Source organism: Xylanimonas ulmi (genome assembly GCF_004216535.1).
GTDB classification, from domain to species: domain Bacteria; phylum Actinomycetota; class Actinomycetes; order Actinomycetales; family Cellulomonadaceae; genus Xylanimonas; species Xylanimonas ulmi.
Window position 1 is genome coordinate 1239688 of sequence record NZ_SGWX01000001.1, and the last position, 25129, is coordinate 1264816.

The following is a 25129-nucleotide window of genomic DNA, read 5'->3' on the forward strand; positions in this document are numbered from 1 at the left end:
CCCGCACGACGAAGGCCGGCCCCTTGCGGGGACCGGCCTTCGGTCAGGTGCGGCGGAACGTGGCAGCCGCCGCCGTCGAGTCGTCAGGCGCCGCGGCGCAGCTTGCCCGCGCGCAGCAGCTCAAGGCGCTCGTCGAGCAGCTCCTCAAGCTCGGCGACGGTGCGCCGCTCCAGCAGCATGTCCCAGTGGGTGCGCTGCGGCTTGGTCGCCTTGGGCTCGGGCCGCTCAGCGTCGCGCAACAGCGCCTCCTCGCCGCAACGGCACTCCCACACGGGGGGGACCTCGGCGTCGGTCGCGAACGGCAGGATGATGGTGTGCCCGTTGGGGCAGTCGTAGTAGGCCTGGAAGCGGGGGGCGAAGTCGACGCCCTCGTCCGACTCCATGCTCTTGGCGCCGATGCTCATACCTCGCAGGGAGCGGTCGGGCATGTCGTCCTCCTGGGATTTCGGGGTGCCGGTGGTGCGGCCCGCTGGTAACGGGCGCGAAGGGGGCCTAGAGGTCCAACGTCGTGACGCGGCGCCGTGTTCCAACGTTTCATGAGATGCGCGCCACACGGCACAGTTCGTGGTCGGTGTCGAGGGTCCCTGGTCCTGACCCTGAGCGCAAACCGAGCGGGCTTGGCGACACTCAACGCACGCCACGGCGTCCGGAAGTGTGCTCTGCGCGACGCCGACACGCACACTGGACCGCGGGAATGAACGCGGCAGGGCACCGGTTGACCCGGCCAGTACATGCAAATGCATGAACCCCCATCGAACAGGGAGCTGAGCACCGTGCAGTTCGGAATCTTCTCGGTCAGTGACGTGACCACGGACCCCGTCACGGGACACACGCCCGACGACACCGAGCGCGTCCGGAGCATGCTGACCATCGCCAAGCACGCCGACGAGGCGGGCCTTGACGTCTTCGCGACCGGCGAGCACCACAATCCGCCGTTCGTCGCCTCCAGCCCGACGACGATGCTCGGCTACCTGGCCGGAGTGACCAAGAACATCACGCTGTCGACCGCGACCACCCTGATCACGACCAACGACCCGGTGCGCCTGGCCGAGGAGTACGCGATGCTCCAGGTCATCAGCGAGGGCCGGATGGACCTCATGATGGGCCGCGGCAACACCGGCCCGGTGTACCCGTGGTTCGGCAAGGACATCCGCCAGGGCATTCCGCTGGCGATCGAGAACTACGCGCTGCTGCGCCGTCTGTGGACCGAGGACGTCGTCGACTGGCAGGGCAAGTTCCGTACCCCGTTGCAGGGCTTCACCTCGACGCCGCGCCCGCTCGACGGCGTGCCCCCGTTCGTGTGGCACGGCTCGATCCGCAGCCCCGAGATCGCCGAGCAGGCCGCCTACTACGGCGACGGGTTCCTGCACAACAACATCTTCTGGCCCATGAGCCACACCAAGCAGATGATCGCGTTCTACCGCCAGCGCTTCGAGCACTACGGCCACGGCCGCGCCGACCAGGCGATCGTGGGCCTGGGCGGTCAGGTGTTCGTCCGCAAGAACTCCCAGGACGCGATCGACGAGTTCCGTCCCTACTTCGACGTGGCGCCCGTCTACGGGCACGGCCCCTCGATGGAGGACTTCACGCGCGAGACGCCGCTGACGGTCGGCTCGCCGCAGCAGGTCATCGACCGCTACGGCGCGTTCGTCGACGAGGTCGGCTACTACCAGCGCCAACTCTTCCTCGTCGACCACGCCGGCCTTCCGCTCAAGACCGTGCTGGAGCAGATCGACCTCCTGGCGCAGGACATCGTGCCCGAGCTGCGCCGCATCGCCGAGGCCAAGCGCCCCGCCGACGACGTCCCCCTCAACCCGCCGACGCACGCCGAGCGCGTGGCCGCAGCGCTGGCCGCGGGAGAGCTCGGCGCCGGGCACGTCGGCGGCACCGAGGACCGCTGGACCGGCCTGCGGGCCGAGGAGGGCGACCCCCAGCACCTCGAGCCGACCGCCGGCCGCGCCTTCGGTCTGTGAGGCCTGACTCCATGGGCACGAGTCGCACGCTCGTCACCATCTCGGCGGGGCTGTCGGTCCCGTCCTCGACACGGCTGCTCGCCGACCGCCTCACCGAGGCGGCGACGCGCGCGCTCGAGCAGGCCGGCCACCCCGTCAGGGTCGAGTCGATCGAGTTGCGCGACCACGCGCACGCCGTCGTCGACGCCATGCTGACGGGCTTCCCCGCGGGGGACCTCGCGGCGGCGCTCGAGACCCTCGCGGCGGCCGACGGCGTCATCGCCGTCACGCCGCTGTTCACCACGACCTACTCGGGCCTGTTCAAGTCGTTCGTCGACATCCTCGACAAGGACGCCCTGCGCGGCCTGCCGGTGCTGCTCGGCGCGACCGGGGGGACGCCGCGGCACTCGCTCGCGCTCGACTACTCGGTGCGACCGCTGTTCACGTACCTGCGCGCCGACGCCCTGCCGACGGCCGTGTTCGCCGCGACCGACGACTGGGCGGGCGAGGGCGACCAGGTCAACCCGCTCCCGGACCGCATCCTCCGGGCCGGGCGCGAGCTGGCGGAACGCATGGCGGCGCGTGAGCCGCGGGGACGCTCGAACCCCTTCGAGTCGACCCCGAGCTTCGCCGACCTGCTCGCGGACGGCGGCGTCGCGCCCTGACCGGCGCGCCCTGATCGAGGCGCCCTGACCGACGCCTCAGGGGCCGCCGTCACGCGACGGCGGCCCTTGGCGCGCTACAGACCGATGTCCGCGAGCGCCAGCCCGTGCGCCTGTGCGACGCCCGGGTGCGTGACCGCCCCGGCGTGCGTGTTGAGCCCCTTGGCGAGGGTCGCGTCGGCGCGCAGCGCCTCCTGCCAGCCGAGGTTCGCGAGCTCGACGGCGTACGGCAGCGTCACGTTCGTCAGCGCACGGGTCGAGGTGTGGGGCACCGCGCCGGGCATGTTGGCGACCGCGTAGAACGTCGAGTCGTGCACCCGATAGGTGGGCTCGGCGTGCGTCGTCGGGCGCGAGTCCTCGAAGCAGCCGCCCTGGTCGATCGAGATGTCGACGAGCGCCGATCCGGGCCGCATCCGCGAGACCAGGTCGTTGGACACCAAGACGGGCGCCTTGGCGCCGGCGACCAGCACGGCGCCGATCACCAGGTCGGCGTCGAGCACGGCCCGCTCGACCTCCCACGCGCTGGACGCGAGCGTCTGGACGCGCCCGAGGAAGACGTCGTCGGCGGCCGCGAGCGCCCGCATGCTGCGGTCGAGCAGTGTGACGCGCGCGCCCATGCCGGTCGCGACGCGTGCGGCGTTCATCCCGGAGACGCCGGCGCCGATGATGACGACGTGGGCGGGGGAGACGCCGGGCACTCCGCCGAGCAGGGTGCCGCGCCCGCCTGCGGCCTTGAGCAGTGCGGCCGAGCCGACCTGCGGGGCGAGCCGTCCGGCGACCTCGGACATGGGGGCCAGCAGCGGCAGGCCGCCGTCGGGCGTCTGCACGGTCTCGTAGGCGACGGCGGTGACGTCGCGTTCGAGCAGCGCGAGCGTGAGTGTGCGGTCGGCGGCCAGGTGCAGGTAGGTGAACAGCACCTGCCCGGCGCGCAGGTGGCCGTACTCGGTGGGCACCGGCTCCTTGACCTTGAGGATCAGGTCGCCCGCGGCCCAGGTGGCCGTGGCGTCGGGCTCGATGACAGCGCCGGCGGCCGCGTACTCCTCGTCGGGGATGGCGGAGCCCACGCCGGCGCCGGCCTCGACGTGGACGGTGTGGCCGTGGCTGACCAGCTCGTGCGCACCGGCGGGCGTCACCGCGACGCGGTACTCGTGGTTCTTGACTTCCTTCGGTACGGCGACGTGCATCGTGCCTCCTGTGCGACGGCGCTGTGGCCGCCGCGGTCCGGGGCGTCGATCCGCGGGCCGTCTCGCCGATGCGAGGGGCTGCGGCCGACGCCGTTGCCGCGGGTCCCCGTGCTGAGAGACCATGCTCGCAGCACGGTGGCGCGGGCGCAGAGGGAGTGGGCTGAGGTGGCCGACGGAGCATCGAGCGGCGCGCGGGGCCGCGTTGACGCGACGGCCGTCCTGCTCACGGCGGACGCGCTGGCCGCCGCGATCGACGCGGCGGGCTCGCCCGAGGCCGCGGCCGGCGCGGGCCGGTTCTTCCGGACCGGCCCCGGGCAGTACGGGGAGGGGGACGTCTTCGTGGGCGTCCGCGTGCCCGTCACGCGGGCTCTGGTGCGACGGGCGGTCGGGATGCCGGGCACCGAGGCGAGTGCGCTGTTGGCCAGCCCGGTGCATGAGCACCGTCTGGCGGGCCTGCTCGTGCTCGTCGAGCGCTATCGCCGCGCGACCGCGCCGCGCACACGCGACGACGCCGAGCGTGACGCGCTGCACGCCCGCTACCTCGCGCAGGTCCGTGGCGGGCGGGTCAACAACTGGGACCTGGTCGACGCGTCGGCGGAGTGGCTCGTGGGGGACTGGCTGCTCGGCCCGCCTGCGCACGGCGTCGCCGCGGTGCTCGACCCGCTGGCGGCGTCGCCGTCCCTGTGGGAGCGGCGCGTGGCGATGCTCGCGACGTTCGCGTTCATCAAGGCGGGTGACGCTGGTCCGACGTTGCGCTATGCGCGGCGGCTGCTCGACGATCGCGAGGACTTGATCCACAAGGCGGTGGGCTGGATGCTGCGCGAGGTCGGCAAGCGCGTCGACGCCGCGACTCTGCTCGCGTTCCTCGACGAGAACGCACCGGCCATGGCGCGCACAGCGCTCTCCTACGCGTCCGAGCACCTTGACCCGGCCGAGCGGGTGCGGCTGCGCGCACTGTGACCGCAGTAGGGTGAAAAATGGCGACCCACCGCTTCAGACCTCAAGGGAGACGTCATGGAGATGATCGTCATCGAGACGTCGTCGCTTGTCCGCGCCGGAGCGGACAGATACGTCGTCGCGCATGCGGTGTTCGCGGACTCGGCGTGGGCATGGGGCGCCTGGCGCGCGTCGGCGCGAGGCACGTACCGACCCGTACTCGGTCCCTTGCCCAGCTACACATCAGAGCAGGATGGTTTCGCGACACTGGGAATCTGTGATCTGACTACCATCGATCACGAGTTCCCCACCCCGCCCGACTTGCCGCTCGCACACTTCACCCGAGAGCGCCTTGGTGAGTACTCGCCGCCTGCCGGCGCCAAGCGTGGCGTCATGAGGCCGAAGAGATCCTGGCGCTGGGCCGGCGCTCGCGAGACGACGAGCTGACACAGGACCGTGGCGTGGGGGCTGGGTCGAGCAGCGACAGCCTGACCGCGGTTTGCATGACTATGCAGCGCCATGCATACTCTTTCTGTGTCCAAGGTTCTCACGTCACTTCCGGCCGGCGAGCGCGTCGGCATCGCGTTCTCGGGTGGTCTCGACACCTCTGTCGCCGTCGCGTGGATGCGCGAGAACGGGGCGATCCCGTTCACCTACACCGCCGACATCGGTCAGTACGACGAGCCCGACATCGCCTCGGTGCCCGGCCGCGCCTCGGCGTACGGCGCCGAGGGGGCGCGTCTGGTCGACTGCCGCGCGGCGCTCGTCGAGGAGGGCCTGGCGGCTCTGACGTGCGGCGCGTTCCACATCCGCTCGGGCGGCCGCTCCTACTTCAACACCACGCCGCTGGGCCGGGCCGTGACCGGCACGCTGCTGGTGCGCGCCATGCTTGAGGACGACGTGCAGATCTGGGGCGACGGCTCCACCTACAAGGGCAACGACATCGAGCGGTTCTACCGCTACGGCCTGCTGGCCAACCCAAACCTGCGCATCTACAAGCCGTGGCTCGACGCCCAGTTCGTCACCGAGCTCGGCGGGCGCAAAGAGATGAGCGAGTGGCTCGCGGCGCACGACCTGCCCTACCGCGACTCGACCGAGAAGGCGTACTCGACCGACGCGAACATCTGGGGCGCCACGCACGAGGCCAAGACCCTCGAGCAGCTCGACACCGGCCTGGAGACGGTCGAGCCCATCATGGGTGTGCGGTTCTGGGACGAGTCGGTCGAGATCGCCCCCGAGACCGTCACGATCGGGTTCGAGCAGGGCCGCCCGGTCACCCTCAACGGCCAGACGTTCGCGACCGCCGTCGACCTGGTGCTGGAGGCCAACGCCATCGGCGGGCGCCACGGCCTGGGCATGAGCGACCAGATCGAGAACCGCATCATCGAGGCCAAATCGCGCGGCATCTACGAGGCCCCGGGCATGGCGCTGCTGTTCATCGCCTACGAGCGCCTGGTCAACGCGATCCACAACGAGGACACGCTCGCCAACTACCACAACGAGGGCCGGCGCCTGGGCCGCCTCATGTATGAGGGGCGCTGGCTCGACCCGCAGTCGCTCATGCTGCGCGAGTCGCTGCAGCGGTGGGTCGGCACGGCCGTGACCGGCGAGGTCACGCTGCGCCTGCGCCGCGGCGAGGACTACTCGATCCTCGACACCTCAGGTCCCGCGTTCAGCTACCACCCCGACAAGCTGTCGATGGAGCGCGTCGCCGACTCGGCGTTCGGGCCCACCGACCGCATCGGGCAGCTCACCATGCGCAACCTCGACATCGCCGACTCGCGCGCCAAGCTCGAGCAGTACGCCGCCCTCGGCCTGGTGGGCGGCGCGCACGCCGCGCTCATCGGCGCCGGTGAGACGACGCCGCTGCTGGGCGAGCTCGAGCTGGAGGAGGGCGGCGCCCAGGCGATCGCCTCACGCGGCCAGGCGCCCGAGGGCGAGCAGCTCCTGGACGCCGCGGCCATGGAGTTCGGCACCGACTGACCACCCGCCGGCGTTGGTTGAGCCTGTCGAAACCACTCACCGCGACCCGGCGGTGGTTTCGACACGCTCAACCACCAGGTCAGGGCGCGTGCACCCCGGGGTCGTCGCGCAACGTGTCCAACAGCAGCGACACGACGGCGTCGGGGCGCTCGAGCGCCGGCAGGTGTGCTGCCCACGCCAGCTCGGTGTGCTCGGCGCCGGGCGCCGACGCCGCGACGCGCGCGGCGACCTGGCGGTAGTGGTCCAGATCGTGTGCGCCAGAGACGACCAGCGTCGGCACGACGATCCGCATGAGGTCAACGTCGACCAGCACCTGCCGCGGCCCGTGCTCGGACAGGGCGCCCTCGGCCTCGGCCTGCACCTCGAGCGCGTGGCGCAGCATGGCGGCGAGCGCCTCACGCGTCGACAGCGCCGCGTCGGGGCCGAGCCAGGTCGCGATGTTGAGCCGCACCGCGCCCTCGATGTCGCCCGCCTCCAGCAGCGCGCTCTCGGCGGCATCAAAGGCCTGGGCGTCCTGCGTCGGCTCGACGCCGCGCAACCCGGGGTTGAGGAGCACCAGTTGGCGCACACGCGCGGGATGGCGTGCGGCCAGCTCCAGCGCGACGCGCCCGCCGAACGAGGACCCGACGACGGCGGCCTCGGCGATGCCGAGGTGGTCGAGCAGCGCGGCGACGTCGTCGGCGTCGGCGTACTCCTGCGGGGGTAGGGGGGTGTCGCCGAACCCGCGCAGATCGGGCCGCACCACGCGGAAGGTGTGCGCGAGGTGCCCAGCGATGTGCTCCCACATGCGCCGGTCGGCGACGCCTGCGTGCAGCAGGACGACGGCGGGGGCGGCTTCGCCGGCGGGGCGGGCGTCGTCGTGCGCGAGCAGCATGGTGCCCACGCTAGGTCCGGATGTGACCGGCGTCATGCGGAGCCGGTGGTTTCGACAGGCTCAACCACCGGGGCGACTCAACCACAGGGAGCCCGTGGTTTCGACAGGCTCAACCGCCGGGGGGACTGGTGGGGGTGGGCGTGTCAGGATCAGAGCGTGGCCGATCGGAGCGAGGACCGTCTGCGCGAGCTCGCGCTGCTGCGGCGTGTGCGTGACCGCATGGACCGGGAGTACGCCCAACCGCTCGACGTCGCGGCGCTGGCCCGCGGCGTGCATCTGTCGGCGGGGCATCTGAGCCGCCAGTTCAAGGCCGCCTACGGGGAGTCGCCGTACAGCTACCTGATGACCCGCAGGGTCGAGCGGGCGATGGCGATGCTGCGCGGCAGCGACCTGTCGGTGACGGAGGTGTGCTTCGCGGTCGGATTCTCCTCGTTGGGCACCTTCAGCACGCGATTCGCCGAGCTCGTGGGCATGGCGCCGAGCGTCTACCGGCGCGAGGCACGCGGGCACGCCGCAGGGTTGCCCTCGTGCGTGGTCAAGCGCGCGACGCGACCGGTCAGGAATCGAGAAGCGAGGCCCACCGCTGCCGTCCTACGTTGACGGGCATGGACATCACCATTCACTCCAGTTTCCTGCCGCACACCGACCCCGAGGCCTCGCTGGCCTTCTACCGTGACGCGCTCGGCTTCGAGGTCCGCCTCGACGTCGGGCAGGGCACGATGCGCTGGGTCACGGTCGGTCCCAAGGGCCAGCCGGACACCGCGATCGTGCTGCACCCACCGTTCGCCGACCCGGGCGTCACGGCGGACGAGCGCCGCACCATCGTCGAGATGATGGCCAAGGGCACGTTCGCCACGATCGTGCTGGCCACACCCGACCTCGACGCGACGTTCGAGGCTGTCGCGGCGACGGGCGCCGAGGTCGTGCAGGAGCCCACCGACCAGCCCTACGGCGTGCGTGACGCGGCGTTCCGGGACCCGGCCGGCAACCACGTGCGCCTCAACCAGGTCGACCGTCCGCGGCCCTGAGCCAGCCCCTCGCTCCTCGCACGCAGGGCGCCGCGCGGCGGTGGGCGCCAGCGGCGCCCCGCGGTTAGGTTGAACCGCCACCACGCCACACGAAGCCACGAGGAGTGCGATGAGTGCCATCTCGGCTGACGGTCACGACGTCATCCGCGTCCAGGGAGCGCGCGAGAACAACCTCCAGGACGTGAGCGTCGACCTGCCGAAACGGCGGCTGACGGTCTTCACCGGGGTGTCCGGGTCGGGCAAGAGCTCGCTGGTGTTCGACACGGTCGCGGCCGAGTCGCGCCGCCTGATCAACGAGACCTACAGCGCGTTCCTCCAGGGGTTCATGCCGACGCTCGCGCGCCCCGACGTCGACGTACTGGAGGGGCTGACGACGGCGATCGTCGTCGACCAGGAGCGGCTGGGCGCCAACCCGCGCTCGACCGTCGGGACCGTCACCGACGCGCACGCCATCCTTCGTGTGCTCTACTCCAAGCTCGGCGAGCCGTACGTCGGCCCACCCACCGCGTTCTCGTTCAACGTCCCCACCTCGACGGTCTCGGGCATGTCCGCGGTCGAGAAGGGCGGGCGCGTCGAGAAGACGGCGGTGCGCGCCAGGGTCTACCTCGGCGGGATGTGCCCGCGATGCGAGGGGCGCGGGCAGGTCTCTGACCTCGACCTGTCAGCCATCGTCGACGAGGAGCGCTCCCTGTACGGCGGCGCCATCCAGGCGCCCGGCTACACACCCGAAGGCTGGATGGTCAAGGGCTTCGCGGAGTCGGGGTTCTTCGACCCGGACAAGCCCGTGCGCGAGTTCACCGCCCGCGAGCGCGACGACCTGCTGTACAAGGCGGCCACCAAGGTCAAGATCGCCGGGATCAACATGACCTACGAGGGTCTGATCCCCAAGCTGCGCAAGTCGATGTTCTCCAAGGACCCCGACCAGCTCCAACCCCACATCCGGGCGTTCGTGGAGCGGGCGGCGACGTTCGGCACGTGCCCCGAGTGCGAGGGCACACGCCTGTCGGCCGGACCGCGCGAGTGCCGCATCGACGGCAAGTCGATCGCGGACGTCGCCCGGATGCAGGTCTCGGACCTGGCCGCATGGGTCGACGGGCTCGACGCGCCGAACGCCGGCCCGCTCCTGGAGGCGCTGCGCGGCACACTGTCCGCCTTCGTCGAGCTGGGCCTCGGGTACCTCTCGCTCGACCGCCCCTCCGGGTCACTGAGCGGAGGAGAGGCGCAGCGCATCAAGTTGCTGCGCCACCTCGGCTCGGCGCTGACCGACGTCACCTACGTGTTCGACGAGCCCACCATCGGCCTGCACCCGCACGACATCCAGCGCATGAACGGGCTGCTGACGCGGCTGCGCGACAAGGGCAACACGGTGCTGGTCGTCGAGCACAAGCCCGAGACGATCGCGATCGCCGACCACGTGGTCGACATGGGCCCCGGCGCCGGGACGGGCGGCGGGCAGGTGTGCTTCGAGGGCACCGTCGAGGGGCTGCGCGCCTCAGACACCCTGACGGGCCGTCATCTGGACGATCGCGCCCGCCTCAAGGACGCGGTGCGCGCCCCGCGCGGCGCCATCGAGGTCCGCGGCGCGTCGGCCAACAACCTGCGCGGCGTGGACGTCGACGTGCCGCTCGGCGTGCTGACCGTCGTCACGGGCGTGGCGGGCTCGGGCAAGAGCTCGCTCATCCACGGGTCGGTCGCGGGCCGTGACGGCGTCGTCGTCATCGACCAGGGCGCCATCGGCGGGTCGCGGCGCTCCAACCCGGCGACCTACACCGGCCTGCTCGAGCCGATCCGCAAGGCGTTCGCCAAGGCCAACGGCGTCAAGCCGGCGCTGTTCAGCGCGAACTCCGAGGGCGCGTGCCCCACGTGCAAGGGCAACGGCGTCATCTACACCGAGCTGGGCTTCATGGAGACGGTCTCCACGCCGTGCGAGGACTGCGGCGGGCGCCGGTTCATGGCCTCGGTGCTGGAGTACAGGCTGGGCGGCAAGGACATCGCCGAGGTGCTTGAGCTGCCCGTCGCGCAGGCGGAGGCGTTCTTCGCCAAGGACGGCCCGGCGCCGCTGCCGGCCGCGCACGCCATCCTCGACCGGCTCGCGGGCGTGGGGCTCGGGTATGTGACCCTCGGCCAGCCGCTGACGACGCTGTCCGGCGGGGAGCGCCAGCGCATCAAGCTCGCCGCGCAGATGGCTGAGAGGGGTGGCGTGTACGTCCTGGACGAGCCGACGACGGGCCTGCACCTGGCCGACGTCGAGAACCTGCTGCGCCTGCTCGACCGGCTCGTGGACTCGGGGCGGTCGGTCATCGTCATCGAGCACCACCAGGCCGTCATGGCGCACGCCGACTGGATCATCGACCTGGGGCCCGGCGCCGGGCACGACGGCGGACGCGTGGTGTTCGAGGGCACGCCCGCCGACCTGGTCGCGGCGCGCTCGACGCTCACGGGGGAGCACCTGGCGCAGTACGTCGGGGCGTGATCAGGGCCGAGCGCTGATGTCACTGATCGTTGACATCGGAAGGAATGTCACTTAGCGTTGACATTCGTCCCGATGTCAGCGACCGCAGACATCATCCGGAGCCCGGGGGAGAGCGGTGATCGTCACCAACGCCGAACAGCTCGGCGCCCTGCTGCGCCGGGCGCGCAAGGAGCGCGGCCTGACCCAGGCGCAGGTCGCCGCGACCGCGCGCGTCTCGCGTCAGTGGGTCGTCGCCGCCGAGGCCGGCGCGCCGACGGCACGGCTCGACCTCACGCTCGACGTGCTGCGCGCCGTCGGGCTCGTCGTCGACGTCGTGCCCGACGAGCCTGACGACGCGATCGAGACCGTCCTGGGCCGTGCCCGTGGGTGACCGCCTCGACGTATGGCTCGACGGCAGGCACGCCGGCTCCCTGGAGCGCGCGCGTGGCGGCGCGGTGTCGTTCGCCTACGCCGCGGCCTTCCAGGAGCTGCGCGTCGCGCCGTCGCTGTCGGTCAGCATGCCGCGCCACGCGACCCACCACGGCCCGCAGGTCGTCGAGCCGTGGATCGACAACCTGCTGCCCGACAGCGACACCGTCCGCGCGCGGTGGGCCGCCCGCTTCGGCGAGCGGCGGCCCACCGCGTTCGCCCTGCTGCGCCACATGGGCGCCGACTGCGCCGGCGCCGTGCAGATCCTGCCCGAAGGCTCCGCGCCCGCCGACGACGCCGGAGCGCAGCCGCTGACTGACGCCCAGATCGCGGCCCACCTGCGCGAGCTGCGCCGCGACGACAGCGCGTGGGCGTTCGAGAGCCACGGGGGACGCTTCTCGCTCGGCGGCCAGCAGGGCAAGTTCGCCCTCGCCCGCGACGTCGACGGCGCGTGGACCCAGCCCACCGGCCGCACCCCCAGCACCCACATCCTCAAGATCGGCGTCGGCGGGCTCGACCACTCCGACGCCGCCGAGCTCGTCACCATGCGCGCCGCCCGCGCGCTCGGCCTCGCCGTCGCCCGCGTCGAGGCCGCCTGGTTCGAGGACCAACCCGCCGTCGTCGTCGAGCGGTTCGACCGGCTGGCCGGGGCGGACGGGCGGGTGCGGCGCCTGCACCAGGAGGACCTGTGCCAGGCGCTGGGCCTGTGGCGCGCAGCCAAGTACGAGGCCGACGGCGGACCCGGCGTGCGCGTCATCGCCGATGCCGTCGCACGCGCCGCCGACCCGCGCGACCTGGCCGCCTCGCGCGACGACCTCGCCCGCGCCGTCATCCTCAACTGGGTCGTGGCCGGCACCGACGCGCACGCCAAGAACCTCGCGCTGCTGCACGTCGGCGCCCGCACCGTGCTCGCACCGCAGTACGACCTGGTCAGCGCCGCGCTCCTGTGGCCGCCCGAGGAGGTCTGGCACCGCGGCAGGCTCGCCATGCGGCTGGGCGGGGAGTACCGTCTGCGCGGCGTCGGCACCAGGCACGTCGCGCGCGCCGCCCAGGACCTCGGCGTCGAGCCCGAGTGGCTGGCGGACGTCGCCGCGCAGTACGCGAGCGCGTTCCCCGACGCCGTGCGCGACGTCGTCGCGCAGCACCGGCGCCTCATCGACGCCGCGACCGCGCGGCAGTTCGTCGACGGCGCCGCCGCGCGCTGCGCGGACGTGCTGCGGGCGCTCGGGCAGCGTCAGGCCGCGAGCGCCGCCGACCGACCGGGTGACGCCGTCTGGATTCCCGCGCACGAGCGCGACGGTCGTCGCGTCGAGGGACACTGGCGGTCGCGTCCCGGCCGGCGGGCGCGCAGCGTGTAGTCCGGTCGGTCACCAGGGCTCAGGAGACGGGACGGGGGAGTGCGATGCGCGACGCGCAGCGCGTCGCGGCCTACGGGGTCGCGGTGCGCCAGGGCTCGGTGCTGCTCACACGGGCGAGCGGCCGTTCGAGCACGCCTGGCCTGTGGTGCCTGCCCGGCGGCGGCGTCGAGCACGGCGAGGATCCTCGCGACACCGTGCGACGTGAGGTCGCCGAGGAGACGGGCCTGCGCGTCGCCGTGGGCATGGACCCCTGGGTCCTGAGCGACGTCGTCGACCTGCCCGGGGAGGGGACCCGCCTGCACACGGTGCGCGTCGTCTATCCGGTCACCGTGATCGGTGGAGACGTGCGGGACGAGGAGGCAGGCAGCACCGACCACGCGGAGTGGACGCCGCTCGACCAGGCGCTCACGCGTGACCCGATGGCGCCGTTCACCACGCGGATGGTCAAGCGCGCGCTGGCCGCCCAGAACAACGCCGGGGCCGCGCGCCCGATCCGCAACGTGGCCGTCGGGCTCGTCGTCCGCGACGGACACGTGCTCGCCGAGGAGTACCCGCGGATCGACGGCCATCACCGCTTCCTGCGCGCGATCGGCGGCGGGATCGCGTTCGGGGAGCGAGCGGCAGACGCGGTCGTTCGCGAGTTCCACGAGGAGCTGGGCGTCGCGGTCACGCACGTGCGGCTGCTCGACGTCACGGAGAACCTGTTCGAGATCGTGGGGGAGCCGGGTCACGAGGTCGTGCACATCTTCGCAGTGGCGTCGCCGCAGCTCGACGCCCTTCCGCTCGACGGTGCCCTGCCCGTCCGGGACGCGGACTCCTTTGTCGGCTGGCACCCGATTGAGAGGGTCCTGGCGGACGACCCACCGCTCTACCCGGTGGGAGCCGCCCGCCTCGCCGCGGCGCTCCACGACGACACGCGCTAGACCAGGCGGGCGTAGCAGAGGTCGGATCGGATGGTGGAGCGCGTGAGGCCTTGCTTCGCGTACCACTGCGCCGCGCGGGTGTCGATGGCTTCGGCGACGAGCGCGCGTGCGCCGATGACCTGCGCGGCGATAGTGGCGTTCGACAGGGCGTCGGCGAGCAGGTCTCGTCCGACGCCGAGCCTGCGGGCGTCGAGCGAGGTGGCCAGGCGCCCCAGGAGGACCACTGAGATCGGATCGGGTGCGTTGCGCTTGAGCCATCCGCCGCCAGCCTCGGCGTGCGAGACGGCCCACGCGGCCAGCGAGTAGTACCCGGCGATCTGGCCGGTGTCCTCGTCGATGGTGACGAAGGTGCGTGAGTCGCCGGACCTCTCGTTGCGCAGTGCGCGGGTGGCGAGCCAGGCGTTCATGGTCTCGTTGCCGCAGTCGAACTCTTCGACCCGGTCGCGGTCATGAAGCGCTCGAGGCCTGCCTGGGGTCATGCGCGCCGCTGACCCCATGCGGCGGCGTGTGTGCGCAGCGCGGCCAGGCGCTCGTCGTCGGGCTTGTCGAGGATCGCGACGAACTCGTCCCACGCCTGACGGCCCAGGCGGATCGTGCGCGCTTCGAGCAGGTCGTGCCGCGCGGCGGGAACGACCTTGGACAACACGTAGTCGGTGAGACTGACGCCGTTGATCGCGGCGGCCTCGTCGAGCAGCGCCCTGGCCTCACGGCTCATGCGCAGGTCGAAGCGAGCCTCGCGGGGGGCCTCTGCTGTCGTGGACATGACGCCAGTGTACGGACGCTTTCCGTACACGTCGAGCGCTCGGGGCATGCGCCTCAAGTCGGATGGCAAGCGGCCAGGGCCTCGGGGTTCGGCGTTGCTGCGGCAGCTCACCGCCTGTTGCGACGCACGCGCCGCTGTGTCGGGGTGGCCGGAGTGGTTGGGGTCTTGGGCGCATCTCCGTGACTCCGAACGGTAAGGCGCAACGTGGAGGTGCGCGCCGCCCTCGTGGCCGCAGGCGCAGATCCCTGTCGTGCGCATCGCCGCCATCCGGCAGGAGACACAGAGGCGCCCGTCGGGCCAGGTCACGGACAGCTGGTAGTGGCCGACGACGCACCTCTGAGACGAGTCCTCTCATCTGTTTCGACTCGTCCTAGTCGCACACCGATAATGCGCATTATGTCATCTAGAAGACGAGAGGCACCGCGACGGCCGCTCCCCATCGCCCTGAGGCGGTCGTGACGCCTCCATGAGCCTGACGCCATCGATGCCTTCCCTTGCCGCCGTCCCCGCCCGACAGGCGGCCCCGCGGGTCGGCGCTGGCGCGGTGACCTCCTGGTCGCCACGGCAGGCCACGGCCAGGTCGCGTCGCGGGCCACGTGCCGGCCGACGCTCATGGCTTGCCTCGACGGACGTCGCGCGCCCGGCGCGTTCGACCCGACTGAGCCCTGGCGAGTCGCCCCCATCGCCTCGCCGTCGAAGCCCCCAAGGCCTGGTGAACTGCGGCGCGGGCGCTGTGCGCGGTGGGCGATCGCCGTCGTCTCCGACCGACCGCTGGCGGGCCCGGAGCCATCCGCGGCCGGCGTCGCACGGAATGCGGCGAGCGGGCCTCTTGTCGCGAATCGGACAAACAACGCAAACTAGTGTGTATAGCACAACACAACGCTCTGACATAACGTCACGGGCGGACCCTCTGTCGGACCCAACGCCTACCGTTGCGCCCATCGTCGCAGGTCGGCGGGCCGCGCGCCTCCGCCCCGCCATCTCGCCGCTGGCTCGCAGGAGGTCCGTCCCTTGGTCGCCCCGCCCCGCCTGACCCTGCTCACCGTCGCTCAGGCCGCCGACCGCTACCTCGCCGCCGTCCAGAAGGACGCGGTGCGCGGCGTCCTGTCCCCCACCACCGCGCGCGGCTACGCCCGGGACGTGCGCGAGCTCGCCGCGCTGCTCGGTCCCGGCCGTGTGCTCGACGACGTCACCGGCGACGACGTCGACGACGCGCTCGTGACCTACCAGTCGCGCCCCGACGGCCGGTACTCCGAGCCCTCCCGCAAGTCCGGCCCCGGGCGATCGACCGCGACGGTCAACCGGTTCCGGCAGTCGGCGAGCCGCTTCTTCGCGCACGCGGCCCGCGAGTACTGGGTCCAGGCCGATCCCATGCTCTGGGCCGCCCCACCTGCGCGTGTGCGCGGCGGCCTGCGCGTGGCGCGCACGGCGCTGTCGGCCGCCGCGGCACAGGCGCTGCTGGCCACGACCGGCGACGGGTCATCCCGCCCCTCCCCGCGCGCGGACCAGGACCTCGCGCTGCGTGATCGGCTGGCCGTCGCCCTCCTCCTGGTGCTGGGGCCACGCGTCTCCGAGCTCTCCGGAGCCGACGTCGCGGACTTCGCCCGCGAGCCCGACCAGACGCGGTGGCGCATCGTGGGCAAGGGCGGCGCGGTCCGCACCGTCGCGCTGAGCCCGCCGCTCGCGTCGACGCTCGAGGAGTACCTCGCGCACCTGCGCCCACGCCTGGCCGCACGGCGTGCGCACGACGACGACGCCCAGCGCGCGCTGCTGCTCACCTGGCGCGGGCGCCGGGCCGACCCGCAGACCGTGCGCGGCCTGCTCGCGCGTGCGGTCGAGCGAATGCCCGCCGCCTACCGCCGGCCCGCCACGCCGCATGCGCTGCGCCACACCACTGCGACGCTGCTGGTGGCCCAGGGGTGGGACGTCAAGGTGGTGGCCGAGCTGCTCGGGCACGCGTCCATCGCCACCACCGGCGTGTACCTCGACCGCATCGAGGGCGAGCTCGCCGCGGCGATCCGGGCTCACCCCCTCTCGGCCGCTCTCGGCCGCGAGGCGCCTGGCGTCGACGCGCTGGACGAGCACGACTGACCAAGGGCCGCTCGACCTGCGACGACGTGTTCGTCTGCCCTGCGTCCAACAGGCCCGCGGGCTAGCCTGAGCGGGTGCCCCGTCTCTCCGACCTGACCGCGCGGCTCCCCCGCCTGTCGGTCACGCCGCCAGGCGTCGGCTGGGCTGGCGTTCGTCGCGCGGCCGCACGCGCCGGACTGGTCGCCGCCTCGATCCCGGTGGCGACGGGCTTGGCCCTGATGGTCGCCGAGCGGCTGCGCCGCCACGCGCACCCGCTCGACGCGCCCTTCCCCACCGCGCCCCCGGTCGACAACCCCGTTGGCGCGACGACGACGACGGTCTACACCTTCGGCGACGACCTGTACGCGGCGATGCTCGACGCCATCGCCGCCGCCCAGCGCCACGTCATGTTCGAGACGTACATCTGGAAGGGCGACGACGTCGGGCGCCGGTTCCGCGACGCGCTCGAGACCGCCGCGGCACGGGGCGTGGAGGTCTACGTCGTCTACGACGCGTTCGCGAACCTCGTGGTGCCGCGCTCGTTCTTCCACCTCGACCCACGCATCCACGTGCTGCGCTTCCCCTGGGTACGCGCCGGGCTGCTCGTCTCGCCCCTGCGCGCCTCGGGCCGCGACCACCGCAAGCTCCTGGTCGTCGACGACGAGATCGGGTTCGTGGGCGGGTACAACATCGGCTCGCTGTACGCGCGCCACTGGCGTGACACCCACGTGCGCCTCTCGGGCCCCGCCGTCTGGGAGCTGCGCAACGCGTTCGTCGACTTCTGGAACCGCTGGCGCACGCCCAGCCTGCCCGTGCTGCGCGACGTCGGGAGCACCGACTGGCTGCCGCAGCTGCGCGCGGCGCGCAACTCCCCCAGCGACCTCGTGTTCCCGATCCGCAACGTCTACCTCGACGCCATCGGCCGGGCGACGAGCCATGTCCAGATCACCCAGGCGTACTTCATCCCCGACCGTGAGATCCTCGGCGCCCTGCTCGACGCGGCCGCACGCGGCGTCGACGTGCGGGTGCTGGTCCCCGAGCGGTCCAACCACGTCGTCGCCGACTGGCTCGCCCGCGGCCACTACAGCACGCTCCTGCGCGGCGGGGTGCGGATCTTCCTCTACACCGACGCGATGATCCACGCCAAGACCGCCACGGTCGACGGGCGCTGGTCCACGGTGGGCACCGCGAACATCGACCGGCTCTCCCTGACGGGCAACTACGAGATCAACCTCGAGATCGTCGACGCCGAGGTCGCCGCCACGCTCGAACGGGTCTTCGCCATGGATCTGACCAACGCGCGTGAGCTGACGCGAGACGAGTGGGAGGCGCGCCCCCGGCTCAACAAGGTCGGTGAACGCCTGGTCTCGCCCCTCGCTCCCCTGCTGTAGCGGTGGCCGAGGCGACGGCGTCGACGCTGTGGCCGACGCCCCCGCGAGTCAGCTCCGGAGTCTGTGTACTCTCGGGGCCGACAGGGTTCACGAAGGGGTGGGTGCATGCGAGCAGCGCGGGCGGCGACAGCCTCGGCTCTACTGGTGATGGCGCTGGCGGCGGCCGGGTGCGACGGCGGCGCTCAGCCCGAACCCCCTGGGGCGCAGACCCCGGCGGACGCCTCCGAAGACGCGGCGACGGACGACGACCCCACGCACGACGCGGCGCAGGACACCGCGGCGTGCGCGGCTGTCTCGGACGCCCAATCGATCGTGGAGAACGCCGACATCGCCCTGCGCGAGGGCCGCATATCCGACCAGGAGCAGCAGGGCTGGTATGCCGTCGCCACGCGAGTGCTCCACCGCATCCCCTCCGGCGGCGACAGCGCGGTCAGCCAGGGGGTCGCCGCGCTGCAGGGGACCGTCTCGGAGGTCAAGGCCGGAGCGTGGGCCGAGCCGTTCGCCATCCGGTCAAACGCCTGGGGCGACGCCCTTCGCGCGCTCGACGAGCCGTGCCAGGCGGCGGGCTCCGAACTGTCCGTCTCCATGTTCGTCGGCGGCTGAACAGGGCACACGGCGGCCGCATCAGACCGGCGCCGATGGCGCCGAACCCACGGCGGCGGCCGAGCGAGGTCGCTAGACCGACAGCGACTGTCCGAGCGCGAGCCGACGGTACTCGTGCTTACCCGCCAGGTCGCGGTCGCCCACGTGTCGCTGCGCCATGCGGTTCCCGACCTCGCTCAGCAGCACGTCGTGGATCGGCACCACGTACGGCGCACGTGCGGAGGCCGCATAGTCGATCGCCTCGGCGAGTTTCATCCACGGACCCGACACCGGCGTCAGGAGCACATCGACGTCGCGGCCGGGAGGGTCGAACGAGTCCCCGGGGTGATAGACGACGCGCCCGTCCAACTCCACCAAGAAGGTCACGTTGACCGCTTGTGGGATCTTCGAATGGATGAGCGCGTGCGCTCCCCCGCCGACGACGATGCGCGCCCCGCCCAGCGTCAACTCCTGCCCTGGCTCCACGGCGTGCACGGCGCCGACGGGCGCGCCGCCCGCGCGCAGTGACTGCGCGGCCGGGCCGCTCGCGTACACCTCCAGCGAGGGGTTGGCGGTCAGCGCCGCCGTGAGGGCGTCGACGTCCATGTGGTCGGCGTGGTCATGCGTGATCAGGATGGCGCTGGCCCCGTCGAGGGCGCTCGCGGCCTGTGAGAAGGAGCCCGGGTCGATCGCCAGCGCCGTGTCGGCGTGGTCGAGGCGCACGCAGGCGTGGCCGTGGAATGTCAGTCGCATCGCGCGGTCAGACGGCCTGACGCTTGGCGCGGCGGGCCGCGAGCTCGTCGCCCTCCTGCGGCATCTGCAACTCCTCGTCGCCGAGGGTCTCGGTGGGCATCTGGGAGAGCGTCCCCTCGATCTCGCGCCAGACTCGCCCGACCGCGATGCCGAACACGCCTTGCCCGCCTTGGACGAGGTCGACGACCTCGTCGGCCGACGTGCACTCGTAGACCGAGGCCCCGTCGCTCATGAGGGTGATCTGGGCGAGGTCCTCGACGCCGCGCTCGCGCAGGTGCGTGACGGCCGTGCGGATCTGCTGCAACGAGACCCCGGTGTCGAGCAGGCGCTTGACGACCTTGAGCACCAGGATGTCCCGGAAGCTGTAGAGCCGGTGCGTGCCCGACCCTGTCGCGGGGCGGATCGAGGGTTCGACGAGCCCGGTGCGCGCCCAGTAGTCGAGTTGCCGGTACGTGATCCCGGCGACGCGACAGGCCGTGGGCCCGCGGTAGCCGGTGGCGGCGTCCTGCTCCGTCAGGTCGTCACCGAAGAGGAGCCCTTGAGCGCCGTGCGCAACGGCGCCGACCGGCGTGCCTGCCGCGACGCTTGCCTCACCGCTGCTGTTCACTCGTGCCTCCTGTGGGATGTCTGCCTCCACGCTAGGCCGGGGAGCAGGTCAGCACAACGACGACGCGCCCACAGGCCTCGGCGTGTCGTGGCCTTCATCCTCGACTTGAGGGTTGAGGCGCCCGGTTGACGTGATTCGTCCCGAAAGTCTCACCCTCACGTTGAGGGTGAGGTCACGGTTCGGGGCGGCCCGAGCCCGGGCCGGAGAAGTCCTCGGGCTCGACGTGCTCGAGGAAGTCGCGGAACCGCTCGACCTCGCGCTGCTGCTCGAGGTCGACCACTTCGATGCCCGCCGCGGCGACGACCTCGGCCGAGCACAGCACGGGTGAGCCGGTGCGCACGGCCAGGGCGATGGCGTCCGAGGCGCGGGAGTCGACACGCTTGCCGTTCGACAGCACCAACTCGGCGAAGAAGATGCCGCCGTCAAGGGCGACGATCTCGGCCCGCTCCAACTCGACCCCGACCGCTTGGAGCAGGTCGCGCATGAGGTCGTGGGTCATGGGCCGCGGGGTGACGAGCCCGGCCTGCGCCATCGCGATGGCGGACGCCTCGCGGGGTCCGATGACGATGGGCACGGCGAGGTCGGCCGCGGCGTCGAGGAGCAGGACCACGATCTCGTTCTCGACGTCGGGGCCGCGCTGCTGCTGGCGCACACCAAGAACCTCGACCGGCACCATGGGGAACTCACCGGGAGTCACCGGCTCGTCGAAGGGTCCGTCGCCCATGGGACTCACGCTACGCCGGGTCTCGGTCGCGCGTGCTTAGGCGAGGTCGTCGACGCCACGACGCAGCCAGGTTGAGTGCAGGCGCGCGAGGAGTTCGCCGACCTCGCTCGCGAGCGACGCCGCCTGAGCCTGCGCGGACGGCGTCTGCTGGCGGCGGCGCGGGGCGACGAGCTGATCGACCAACGCGACCTGACGCTCGGCGGAGGCGCGCAGGGGACGCAGGTGCCGCGGCTCGATCCCGTGCTCGGCGAGCTGGGCTGCGAGCTTGACGACGTCGGGCGCGCCGGCGTCGAGCCGACCGCCGGGGGCGGGGTGCAGCAGCCCCGCCTGGACGAGGTCGTCGACGAACGCCGGATCGGCGCCGGTGGCCTCAGCGACTGACGCGGTGGTCCACACGCGGCGCGACCCATCACCGGCGACGGCGGTGCCGCCAGCCAGGCGCGGCGACGGCCCGGGGGCGGGCTCGCCGGCGTCCATCGCGGCCAAACGCTCTTTGATGACTTTCAGCGGTAGGTAGGAGTCACGCTGCTCGGTCAGAACGAACCGCAGACGTTCGACGTCGGCGGGGCTGTACTGACGGTATCCGGCGGGCGTGCGGACAGGGTGGATGAGGCCCTGCTCCTCGAGGAACCGCAACTTGGAGTGGCTGATCCCGCCGAACTCAGGCTCAAGCGCCGCGAGCACGTCGGAGATGCGCATGGTCGCGTGGCGGGAGATGCCGCGCGGCCACGGCTCGTGCGTCTCGTGGGACGCCAGCCCTGCGAGCTCGGCGCGCGCGGGCAGCGGCGTCACGAGCCGGGCGCCGCGTCCCCCGGCGCCTGCGTGGGCTGGGGTGCGTGGACGGCCTGCGGGCTCGCCTGGAACGACATGCGGAACTTGCCGATCTGGACCTCGTCGCCCGTGGTCAGCACGGCGACGTCGATGCGCTGCCGGTTGACGTAGGTGCCGTTGAGCGAGCCGATGTCACGCACCACGAACCGATCGCCCTCGCGCACGAACTCGGCGTGCTTGCGCGAGACGGTGACGTCGTCGAGGAAGATGTCGGCCTGCTCCGACCTGCCCGCGACGGCGCGGTCGGTGTCGAGCAGGAACCGCTCCCCCACCCCGGCGCCCCTTTGAACCACCAGCAGCGCGGAGTGGCGCGGGAGCGCGACGACGGCCGCCGCGTCCTCGGACGTCAGCGCCAGTCGGGAGACGAGCTCCTCGGTGACCGGGGGGACGATCCGTCCGAGTGTGGCTGTGACGTCAGTGGCGGGGGGCTGCGGCAGAGAGCCGGGGTCCGTCATCAGTCCTCCAAAGAGATCGCCGTGCGGGCTGCGCCATCGTCCATTCAACCTACCCCGACACGGGGCGGAGCGAGAACCCATAGTCCGCCCTGACCGAGTGAATCGCCAGGTCGTGTCGCCTCTCGGGCGCATCGGACGGCGCCGGGCGGTGTCAGCCGTCCTCGGGCTCCATCGGACGGGCGAACTGCGGGTCGCGCAGCGGCACGGTCGCGTCGATGGTCACCGTGTCCATCTGCGTGGTGGTGGCCAACGCGCCCTCCTGCCGGATCGTGGGCAGGGCGCCGCCCGGGATCTCCAGCGCGCGGTCGAGCGTGGCGGGGTCGCCGATGACGGTCCACCGGTAGGGCGGGGCGAGCGGCGTGCGGTCGACCTGGATCGCGCCGCCCATGTCGATGAACGACGACGTCGTCACGAGCCGCACGTCGTTGACCTGCACCACCTCGGCCCCGGCGTTGCGCAACTCCTCAAGCAGGTTGAACATGTGCGACGCGCGCAGCGCGCGCTGCGGGTCGCGGATCTCGACCAGCACCCCGGGACCCTCGGCCGGCAGCCGACCCGAGAGGATGCCCTCGGACGTCGCCCGCTGCCGGGCCAGCTCAAGCGCGGCTTGCGCCTTGTCGGTGCCGGAGGCGAGCTCGTCCCGGCTCGCCTGGAGTCGCGAGACCTCAGCGTCGAGCTGGTCGGCGCGACCGGTCACCTCGTCCAGCAGGCGGACCAGGTCGTCCTGGCGCAGCGAGGCGAGCTCATCCTGGCCCGACAGGCGCACCTGCACGACCAGCGCGAACCCGAGCAGCGCGCACAGCAGCCCCGCGAGGAGCTGTGAGCGGGAGAACGTCGGGCGCATCGCCCGCGCCAGACGGCGGTACGGCGCCGTCTGGGGGCGCTCGCGGCCCGCGTCTGGTCGCGCGGCGTCCTCACCGGCCGCCGCAGCCTCGGGCTCAGCCGCAGCCTCGGGCTCGGGCTCGCTGGGGACGTCCGGCTCCGACGCTGGCTCCGCGTCCGGGGCGACCTCGGCGCCGACGTCGTCAGGGGTGGCGTCCCCGGCTTGCCGATCAGGCGCCGACGTGTGGCCGTCACCCTCCCTGTCGCCCTCGTTGTCAGCCACGGTGTCGTTGTCGTCGTCGCACTGTTCCGGATCGGGCGCGGGCGGATCCTCGGGCGGCGTGGCGCCCACCGCCGACGACTCGTCCCGCTCCGGCTCGGAGCCGTCCCGCCGCTCGACGTCGCCCGCCACGCTCACGCCTTGAACAGGTGGCGGCGGATCGCGGCCGCGTTCGAGAAGATGCGGATGCCGAGCACCACGACCACCGCGGTCGACAGCTGCGAGCCGACGCCGAGCTGATCGCCGAGGAAGACGATGAACGCCGCCACCACCACGTTCGACAGGAACGAGACCAAGAACACCCGGTCGTCGAACAGGCCGTCGAGCATGGCCCGGAAGCCTCCGAACAGGGCGTCGAGCGCCGCGACCACGGCGATCGGCAGGTACGGCTGAAGTGCGACAGGGACGGTCGGCTGCAAGAACAGCCCCGCGACCACGCCCACGATGAGCCCGACGACGGCGATCATGGCTCGGAGCCTACCGGCTGCGCATGCTGCAACGGCTGCACACCCGCGCCCGGGAGATCGAGGGTCGACTGGGCCACCGTCGAGGACCGGATCCCGTACGTCGAGCCCAAAACCTGCAGGTAGTCGCCCAGGCCCGAACGCGCCAACTGCACCTGCATGGCCTCCGCGTCACCCACCGCCCGCACCACGTACGTCGGGCCCGGCAACGGCACGAGGTTCACCAGCACGGCGAGACCCGCGTTACGGATCGACGAACGCGACGTGAGCCGCTGGTCGTCGACGCTGATCGCCTCCGCGCCCGCGTCCCACAGCGCGTTGACCACCGTCTGCAAGTCCACGTCCTTGACGCGCGCGCTCGGATCGGGCTCCCCGACCAGTCCGCCGCCACCGTCGGTCAACGACACGACCAGGCCGGGGCCGCGCACCGCATCCGTCCCGTTGTGCAGGGCATCACGCCTGATGACGTCAAGCAGACCCGGGTCCTGCGTCTCAAGAGCCGAGCGCTGGAGGTCGGCGATCTCGCGCGAGAGCTCCTCGGCGCTCGCGGACAGCCGGGCGACCTGGTCGTTGCGCTCGGTGATCTGCCGTTCGAGCACCGTGCGCGTCTCGGTCACGGCGGGCTGGGGCACCCGCAGCTGCTGCGACGCCGTCGCGCTCGCGCCACCGAGGACGACGGCCAGCGCGACGATCCCGACCCACGTGCCCGGTGAGCGGCGCCGGACGGAGCCCGCCTCCTGTGCCGCCCGCCGTTGGGCCGCGGCCTGCGCGTAGCCGGGGTCGAGCGGCTTCTCCATGACCTCGATCAGCAGCGTCATGGACTCGTCGAGGCGGCGCGGCGGGCGTGTGCCCGGAGCGGGGGGCGTCACGCGCGCCCCGCCGTCTGACCGGGTTGGGGGGCGGCGTCCTCGGCCAAGAGCGCCCGGGCTTGTCCGACGTACTGGACACCGGCCAGCCAGTACAGCGCGACGCCCCACCAGGTGAACGCCCACCCGACGATGTGCGCCGCCGTGCCGAGGGCGCCCGACGCCTCGGCGAGCAGCAGCAGCGGGAACGCGTACAGCAGCGCGAACGTGCCCGCCTTCCCGACGAGGCTCACCTCAAGGGGGCCGTAGCCGTGGCGCGCGAGCACCGGGATGAGCCCGGTGAGCATGAGGTCGCGCCCGACGATCACGACGACGAGCCACACGGGCACGACGTCGCGCCAGGCCAGGCCCAGGAGGGTGACGAAGATGAAGAGTCGGTCGGCCGCCGGGTCGAGCATCTGGCCCAGCCGACTGACCTGGTGCAGACGGCGGGCGAGTTTGCCGTCGAGCCAGTCGGTGAACCCGGAGAACGCGAGCACGGCAAGCGCCCACACGTCGTGGTGGGAGACGATCAGCACCGCGAACACGGGCACCATCGCCAGGCGCAGCAGGCTGATGAGGTTGGGCACGGTCCAGACCGAGGAGCCGATCTCCTGATCCTCCTGCACGGCCACCGTCCTGTTCTCTGCTTCGGCGCGCCCTTGCGGCGTCGCTCAGGGCACCAGCGTAGACACCCGACGCGGTCGCCCTCAGCGACGCACCTATCGCGGTGACCGACCTCACCGCCGATCGAACCGCGC

28 protein-coding genes are annotated in these 25129 nt (G+C 72.2%); 14 read left to right on the forward strand and 14 right to left on the reverse strand.

Annotated elements, in window-relative coordinates; genetic code table 11:
- Positions 1–83: 83 nt before the first annotated feature.
- Positions 84–428, reverse strand: a complete 345-nt coding sequence (locus tag EV386_RS05670; protein WP_130413122.1) for an RNA polymerase-binding protein RbpA — start codon at positions 426–428, stop codon at positions 84–86.
- 345 nt (positions 429–773) lie between these two features.
- Between EV386_RS05670 and EV386_RS05675 the strand changes: the two genes are divergently transcribed.
- A complete protein-coding gene (locus tag EV386_RS05675; RefSeq protein ID WP_130413124.1) occupies positions 774–1973 on the forward strand; it encodes an LLM class flavin-dependent oxidoreductase in 1200 nt (399 codons plus the stop codon).
- A gap of 11 nt (positions 1974–1984) precedes the next feature.
- Positions 1985–2617 carry an FMN reductase gene (locus tag EV386_RS05680; RefSeq protein ID WP_130413126.1) on the forward strand — a complete coding sequence of 211 codons (633 nt, stop codon included), beginning with the start codon at positions 1985–1987 and terminating at the stop codon, positions 2615–2617.
- 74 nt (positions 2618–2691) lie between these two features.
- Here EV386_RS05680 and ald read toward each other — a convergent pair whose 3' ends face one another.
- Positions 2692–3798: an alanine dehydrogenase gene (gene ald, locus EV386_RS05685; protein WP_130413128.1), complete on the reverse strand. Its 1107-nt coding sequence runs from the start codon at positions 3796–3798 to the stop codon at positions 2692–2694.
- A gap of 165 nt (positions 3799–3963) precedes the next feature.
- Here ald and EV386_RS05690 point away from each other — a divergent pair, with 165 nt between their 5' ends.
- The 3 genes from EV386_RS05690 to argG all read left to right on the forward strand — a co-directional run bounded on the left by EV386_RS05690 (position 3964) and on the right by argG (position 6717).
- Positions 3964–4758, forward strand: a complete 795-nt coding sequence (locus EV386_RS05690; protein ID WP_207216479.1) for a DNA alkylation repair protein — start codon at positions 3964–3966, stop codon at positions 4756–4758.
- A 54-nt stretch (positions 4759–4812) separates the two neighbouring features.
- Entirely contained in the window at positions 4813–5181 is a 369-nt protein-coding gene (locus EV386_RS05695) for a hypothetical protein (RefSeq protein ID WP_130413130.1), read from the forward strand.
- Positions 5182–5268: 87 nt separating this feature from the next.
- The gene (gene argG, locus EV386_RS05700; protein ID WP_130413132.1) at positions 5269–6717 is read left to right on the forward strand and encodes an argininosuccinate synthase; all 1449 of its coding nucleotides are present in this window, start codon (positions 5269–5271) and stop codon (positions 6715–6717) included.
- 79 nt (positions 6718–6796) lie between these two features.
- On the opposite strand, the gene EV386_RS05705 is transcribed toward argG, so the two are convergent.
- Positions 6797–7591, reverse strand: a complete 795-nt coding sequence (locus tag EV386_RS05705; protein WP_130413134.1) for an alpha/beta fold hydrolase — start codon at positions 7589–7591, stop codon at positions 6797–6799.
- 156 nt (positions 7592–7747) lie between these two features.
- On the opposite strand from EV386_RS05705, the gene EV386_RS05710 reads away from it, so the two are divergent.
- The 6 genes from EV386_RS05710 to EV386_RS05735 all read left to right on the forward strand — a co-directional run bounded on the left by EV386_RS05710 (position 7748) and on the right by EV386_RS05735 (position 13781).
- The gene (locus tag EV386_RS05710; RefSeq protein WP_242607841.1) at positions 7748–8191 is read left to right on the forward strand and encodes a helix-turn-helix transcriptional regulator; all 444 of its coding nucleotides are present in this window, start codon (positions 7748–7750) and stop codon (positions 8189–8191) included.
- Positions 8192–8196: 5 nt separating this feature from the next.
- Complete coding sequence (locus EV386_RS05715) at positions 8197–8619, forward strand: VOC family protein (protein WP_130413136.1); 423 nt, start codon at positions 8197–8199, stop codon at positions 8617–8619.
- Between the two features lie 109 nt (positions 8620–8728).
- Complete coding sequence (locus EV386_RS05720; protein WP_130413138.1) at positions 8729–11092, forward strand: ATP-binding cassette domain-containing protein; 2364 nt, start codon at positions 8729–8731, stop codon at positions 11090–11092.
- 115 nt (positions 11093–11207) lie between these two features.
- Positions 11208–11462 (forward strand): helix-turn-helix domain-containing protein, encoded by a 255-nt coding sequence (locus EV386_RS05725; RefSeq protein WP_130413140.1) that lies wholly within the window; start codon positions 11208–11210, stop codon positions 11460–11462.
- On the forward strand, positions 11449–12858 hold the full coding sequence (locus EV386_RS05730; protein ID WP_130413142.1) for a type II toxin-antitoxin system HipA family toxin: 1410 nt from the start codon (positions 11449–11451) through the stop codon (positions 12856–12858). The genes EV386_RS05725 and EV386_RS05730 overlap by 14 nt, the downstream gene beginning before the upstream one ends.
- 44 nt (positions 12859–12902) lie before the next feature.
- A complete protein-coding gene (locus EV386_RS05735) occupies positions 12903–13781 on the forward strand; it encodes an NUDIX domain-containing protein (RefSeq protein ID WP_130413144.1) in 879 nt (292 codons plus the stop codon).
- Here the strand turns inward: EV386_RS05735 and EV386_RS05740 are convergent.
- Entirely contained in the window at positions 13778–14188 is a 411-nt protein-coding gene (locus EV386_RS05740; protein WP_130413146.1) for a GNAT family N-acetyltransferase, read from the reverse strand. The two genes, EV386_RS05735 and EV386_RS05740, sit on opposite strands and share 4 nt — an antisense overlap.
- A gap of 68 nt (positions 14189–14256) precedes the next feature.
- Positions 14257–14544 carry a type II toxin-antitoxin system TacA family antitoxin gene (locus tag EV386_RS18250; RefSeq protein ID WP_165399860.1) on the reverse strand — a complete coding sequence of 96 codons (288 nt, stop codon included), beginning with the start codon at positions 14542–14544 and terminating at the stop codon, positions 14257–14259.
- A gap of 1011 nt (positions 14545–15555) precedes the next feature.
- Here EV386_RS18250 and EV386_RS05750 point away from each other — a divergent pair.
- The 3 genes from EV386_RS05750 (at position 15556) to EV386_RS05760 (ending at position 18608) form a co-directional block, all read left to right on the forward strand.
- Positions 15556–16635, forward strand: a complete 1080-nt coding sequence (locus EV386_RS05750; RefSeq protein WP_130413150.1) for a tyrosine-type recombinase/integrase — start codon at positions 15556–15558, stop codon at positions 16633–16635.
- Positions 16636–16709: 74 nt separating this feature from the next.
- Positions 16710–18005: a phospholipase D-like domain-containing protein gene (locus EV386_RS05755; protein WP_207216480.1), complete on the forward strand. Its 1296-nt coding sequence runs from the start codon at positions 16710–16712 to the stop codon at positions 18003–18005.
- A 105-nt stretch (positions 18006–18110) separates the two neighbouring features.
- Positions 18111–18608: a hypothetical protein gene (locus EV386_RS05760; RefSeq protein WP_130413152.1), complete on the forward strand. Its 498-nt coding sequence runs from the start codon at positions 18111–18113 to the stop codon at positions 18606–18608.
- Between the two features lie 72 nt (positions 18609–18680).
- Here the strand turns inward: EV386_RS05760 and EV386_RS05765 are convergent, their stop codons facing one another.
- The 9 genes from EV386_RS05765 to clsA form a co-directional block, all read right to left on the reverse strand.
- On the reverse strand, positions 18681–19340 hold the full coding sequence (locus tag EV386_RS05765) for an MBL fold metallo-hydrolase (RefSeq protein WP_130413154.1): 660 nt from the start codon (positions 19338–19340) through the stop codon (positions 18681–18683).
- Between the two features lie 7 nt (positions 19341–19347).
- Positions 19348–19947 carry a MerR family transcriptional regulator gene (locus EV386_RS05770; protein WP_130413156.1) on the reverse strand — a complete coding sequence of 200 codons (600 nt, stop codon included), beginning with the start codon at positions 19945–19947 and terminating at the stop codon, positions 19348–19350.
- 172 nt (positions 19948–20119) lie between these two features.
- On the reverse strand, positions 20120–20671 hold the full coding sequence (locus EV386_RS05775) for a bifunctional nuclease family protein (RefSeq protein ID WP_130413158.1): 552 nt from the start codon (positions 20669–20671) through the stop codon (positions 20120–20122).
- Positions 20672–20707: 36 nt separating this feature from the next.
- Positions 20708–21463 carry a transcriptional regulator FtsR gene (ftsR, locus tag EV386_RS05780; protein ID WP_242607842.1) on the reverse strand — a complete coding sequence of 252 codons (756 nt, stop codon included), beginning with the start codon at positions 21461–21463 and terminating at the stop codon, positions 20708–20710.
- The gene (locus EV386_RS05785; protein WP_130413160.1) at positions 21460–21957 is read right to left on the reverse strand and encodes an FHA domain-containing protein; all 498 of its coding nucleotides are present in this window, start codon (positions 21955–21957) and stop codon (positions 21460–21462) included. Before EV386_RS05785 ends, ftsR begins: the two co-directional genes overlap by 4 nt.
- A gap of 151 nt (positions 21958–22108) precedes the next feature.
- Entirely contained in the window at positions 22109–23191 is a 1083-nt protein-coding gene (locus EV386_RS18660; protein ID WP_242607843.1) for a DUF881 domain-containing protein, read from the reverse strand.
- Between the two features lie 2 nt (positions 23192–23193).
- Entirely contained in the window at positions 23194–23526 is a 333-nt protein-coding gene (locus EV386_RS05795) for a small basic family protein (protein WP_130413162.1), read from the reverse strand.
- Positions 23523–24392, reverse strand: coding sequence for a DUF881 domain-containing protein (locus EV386_RS05800; RefSeq protein ID WP_242607844.1), 870 nt, complete (start codon positions 24390–24392; stop codon positions 23523–23525). Before EV386_RS05800 ends, EV386_RS05795 begins: the two co-directional genes overlap by 4 nt.
- Positions 24389–24997 carry a cardiolipin synthase ClsA gene (clsA, locus tag EV386_RS05805; RefSeq protein WP_130416792.1) on the reverse strand — a complete coding sequence of 203 codons (609 nt, stop codon included), beginning with the start codon at positions 24995–24997 and terminating at the stop codon, positions 24389–24391. Before clsA ends, EV386_RS05800 begins: the two co-directional genes overlap by 4 nt.
- Positions 24998–25129 lie beyond the last annotated feature (132 nt).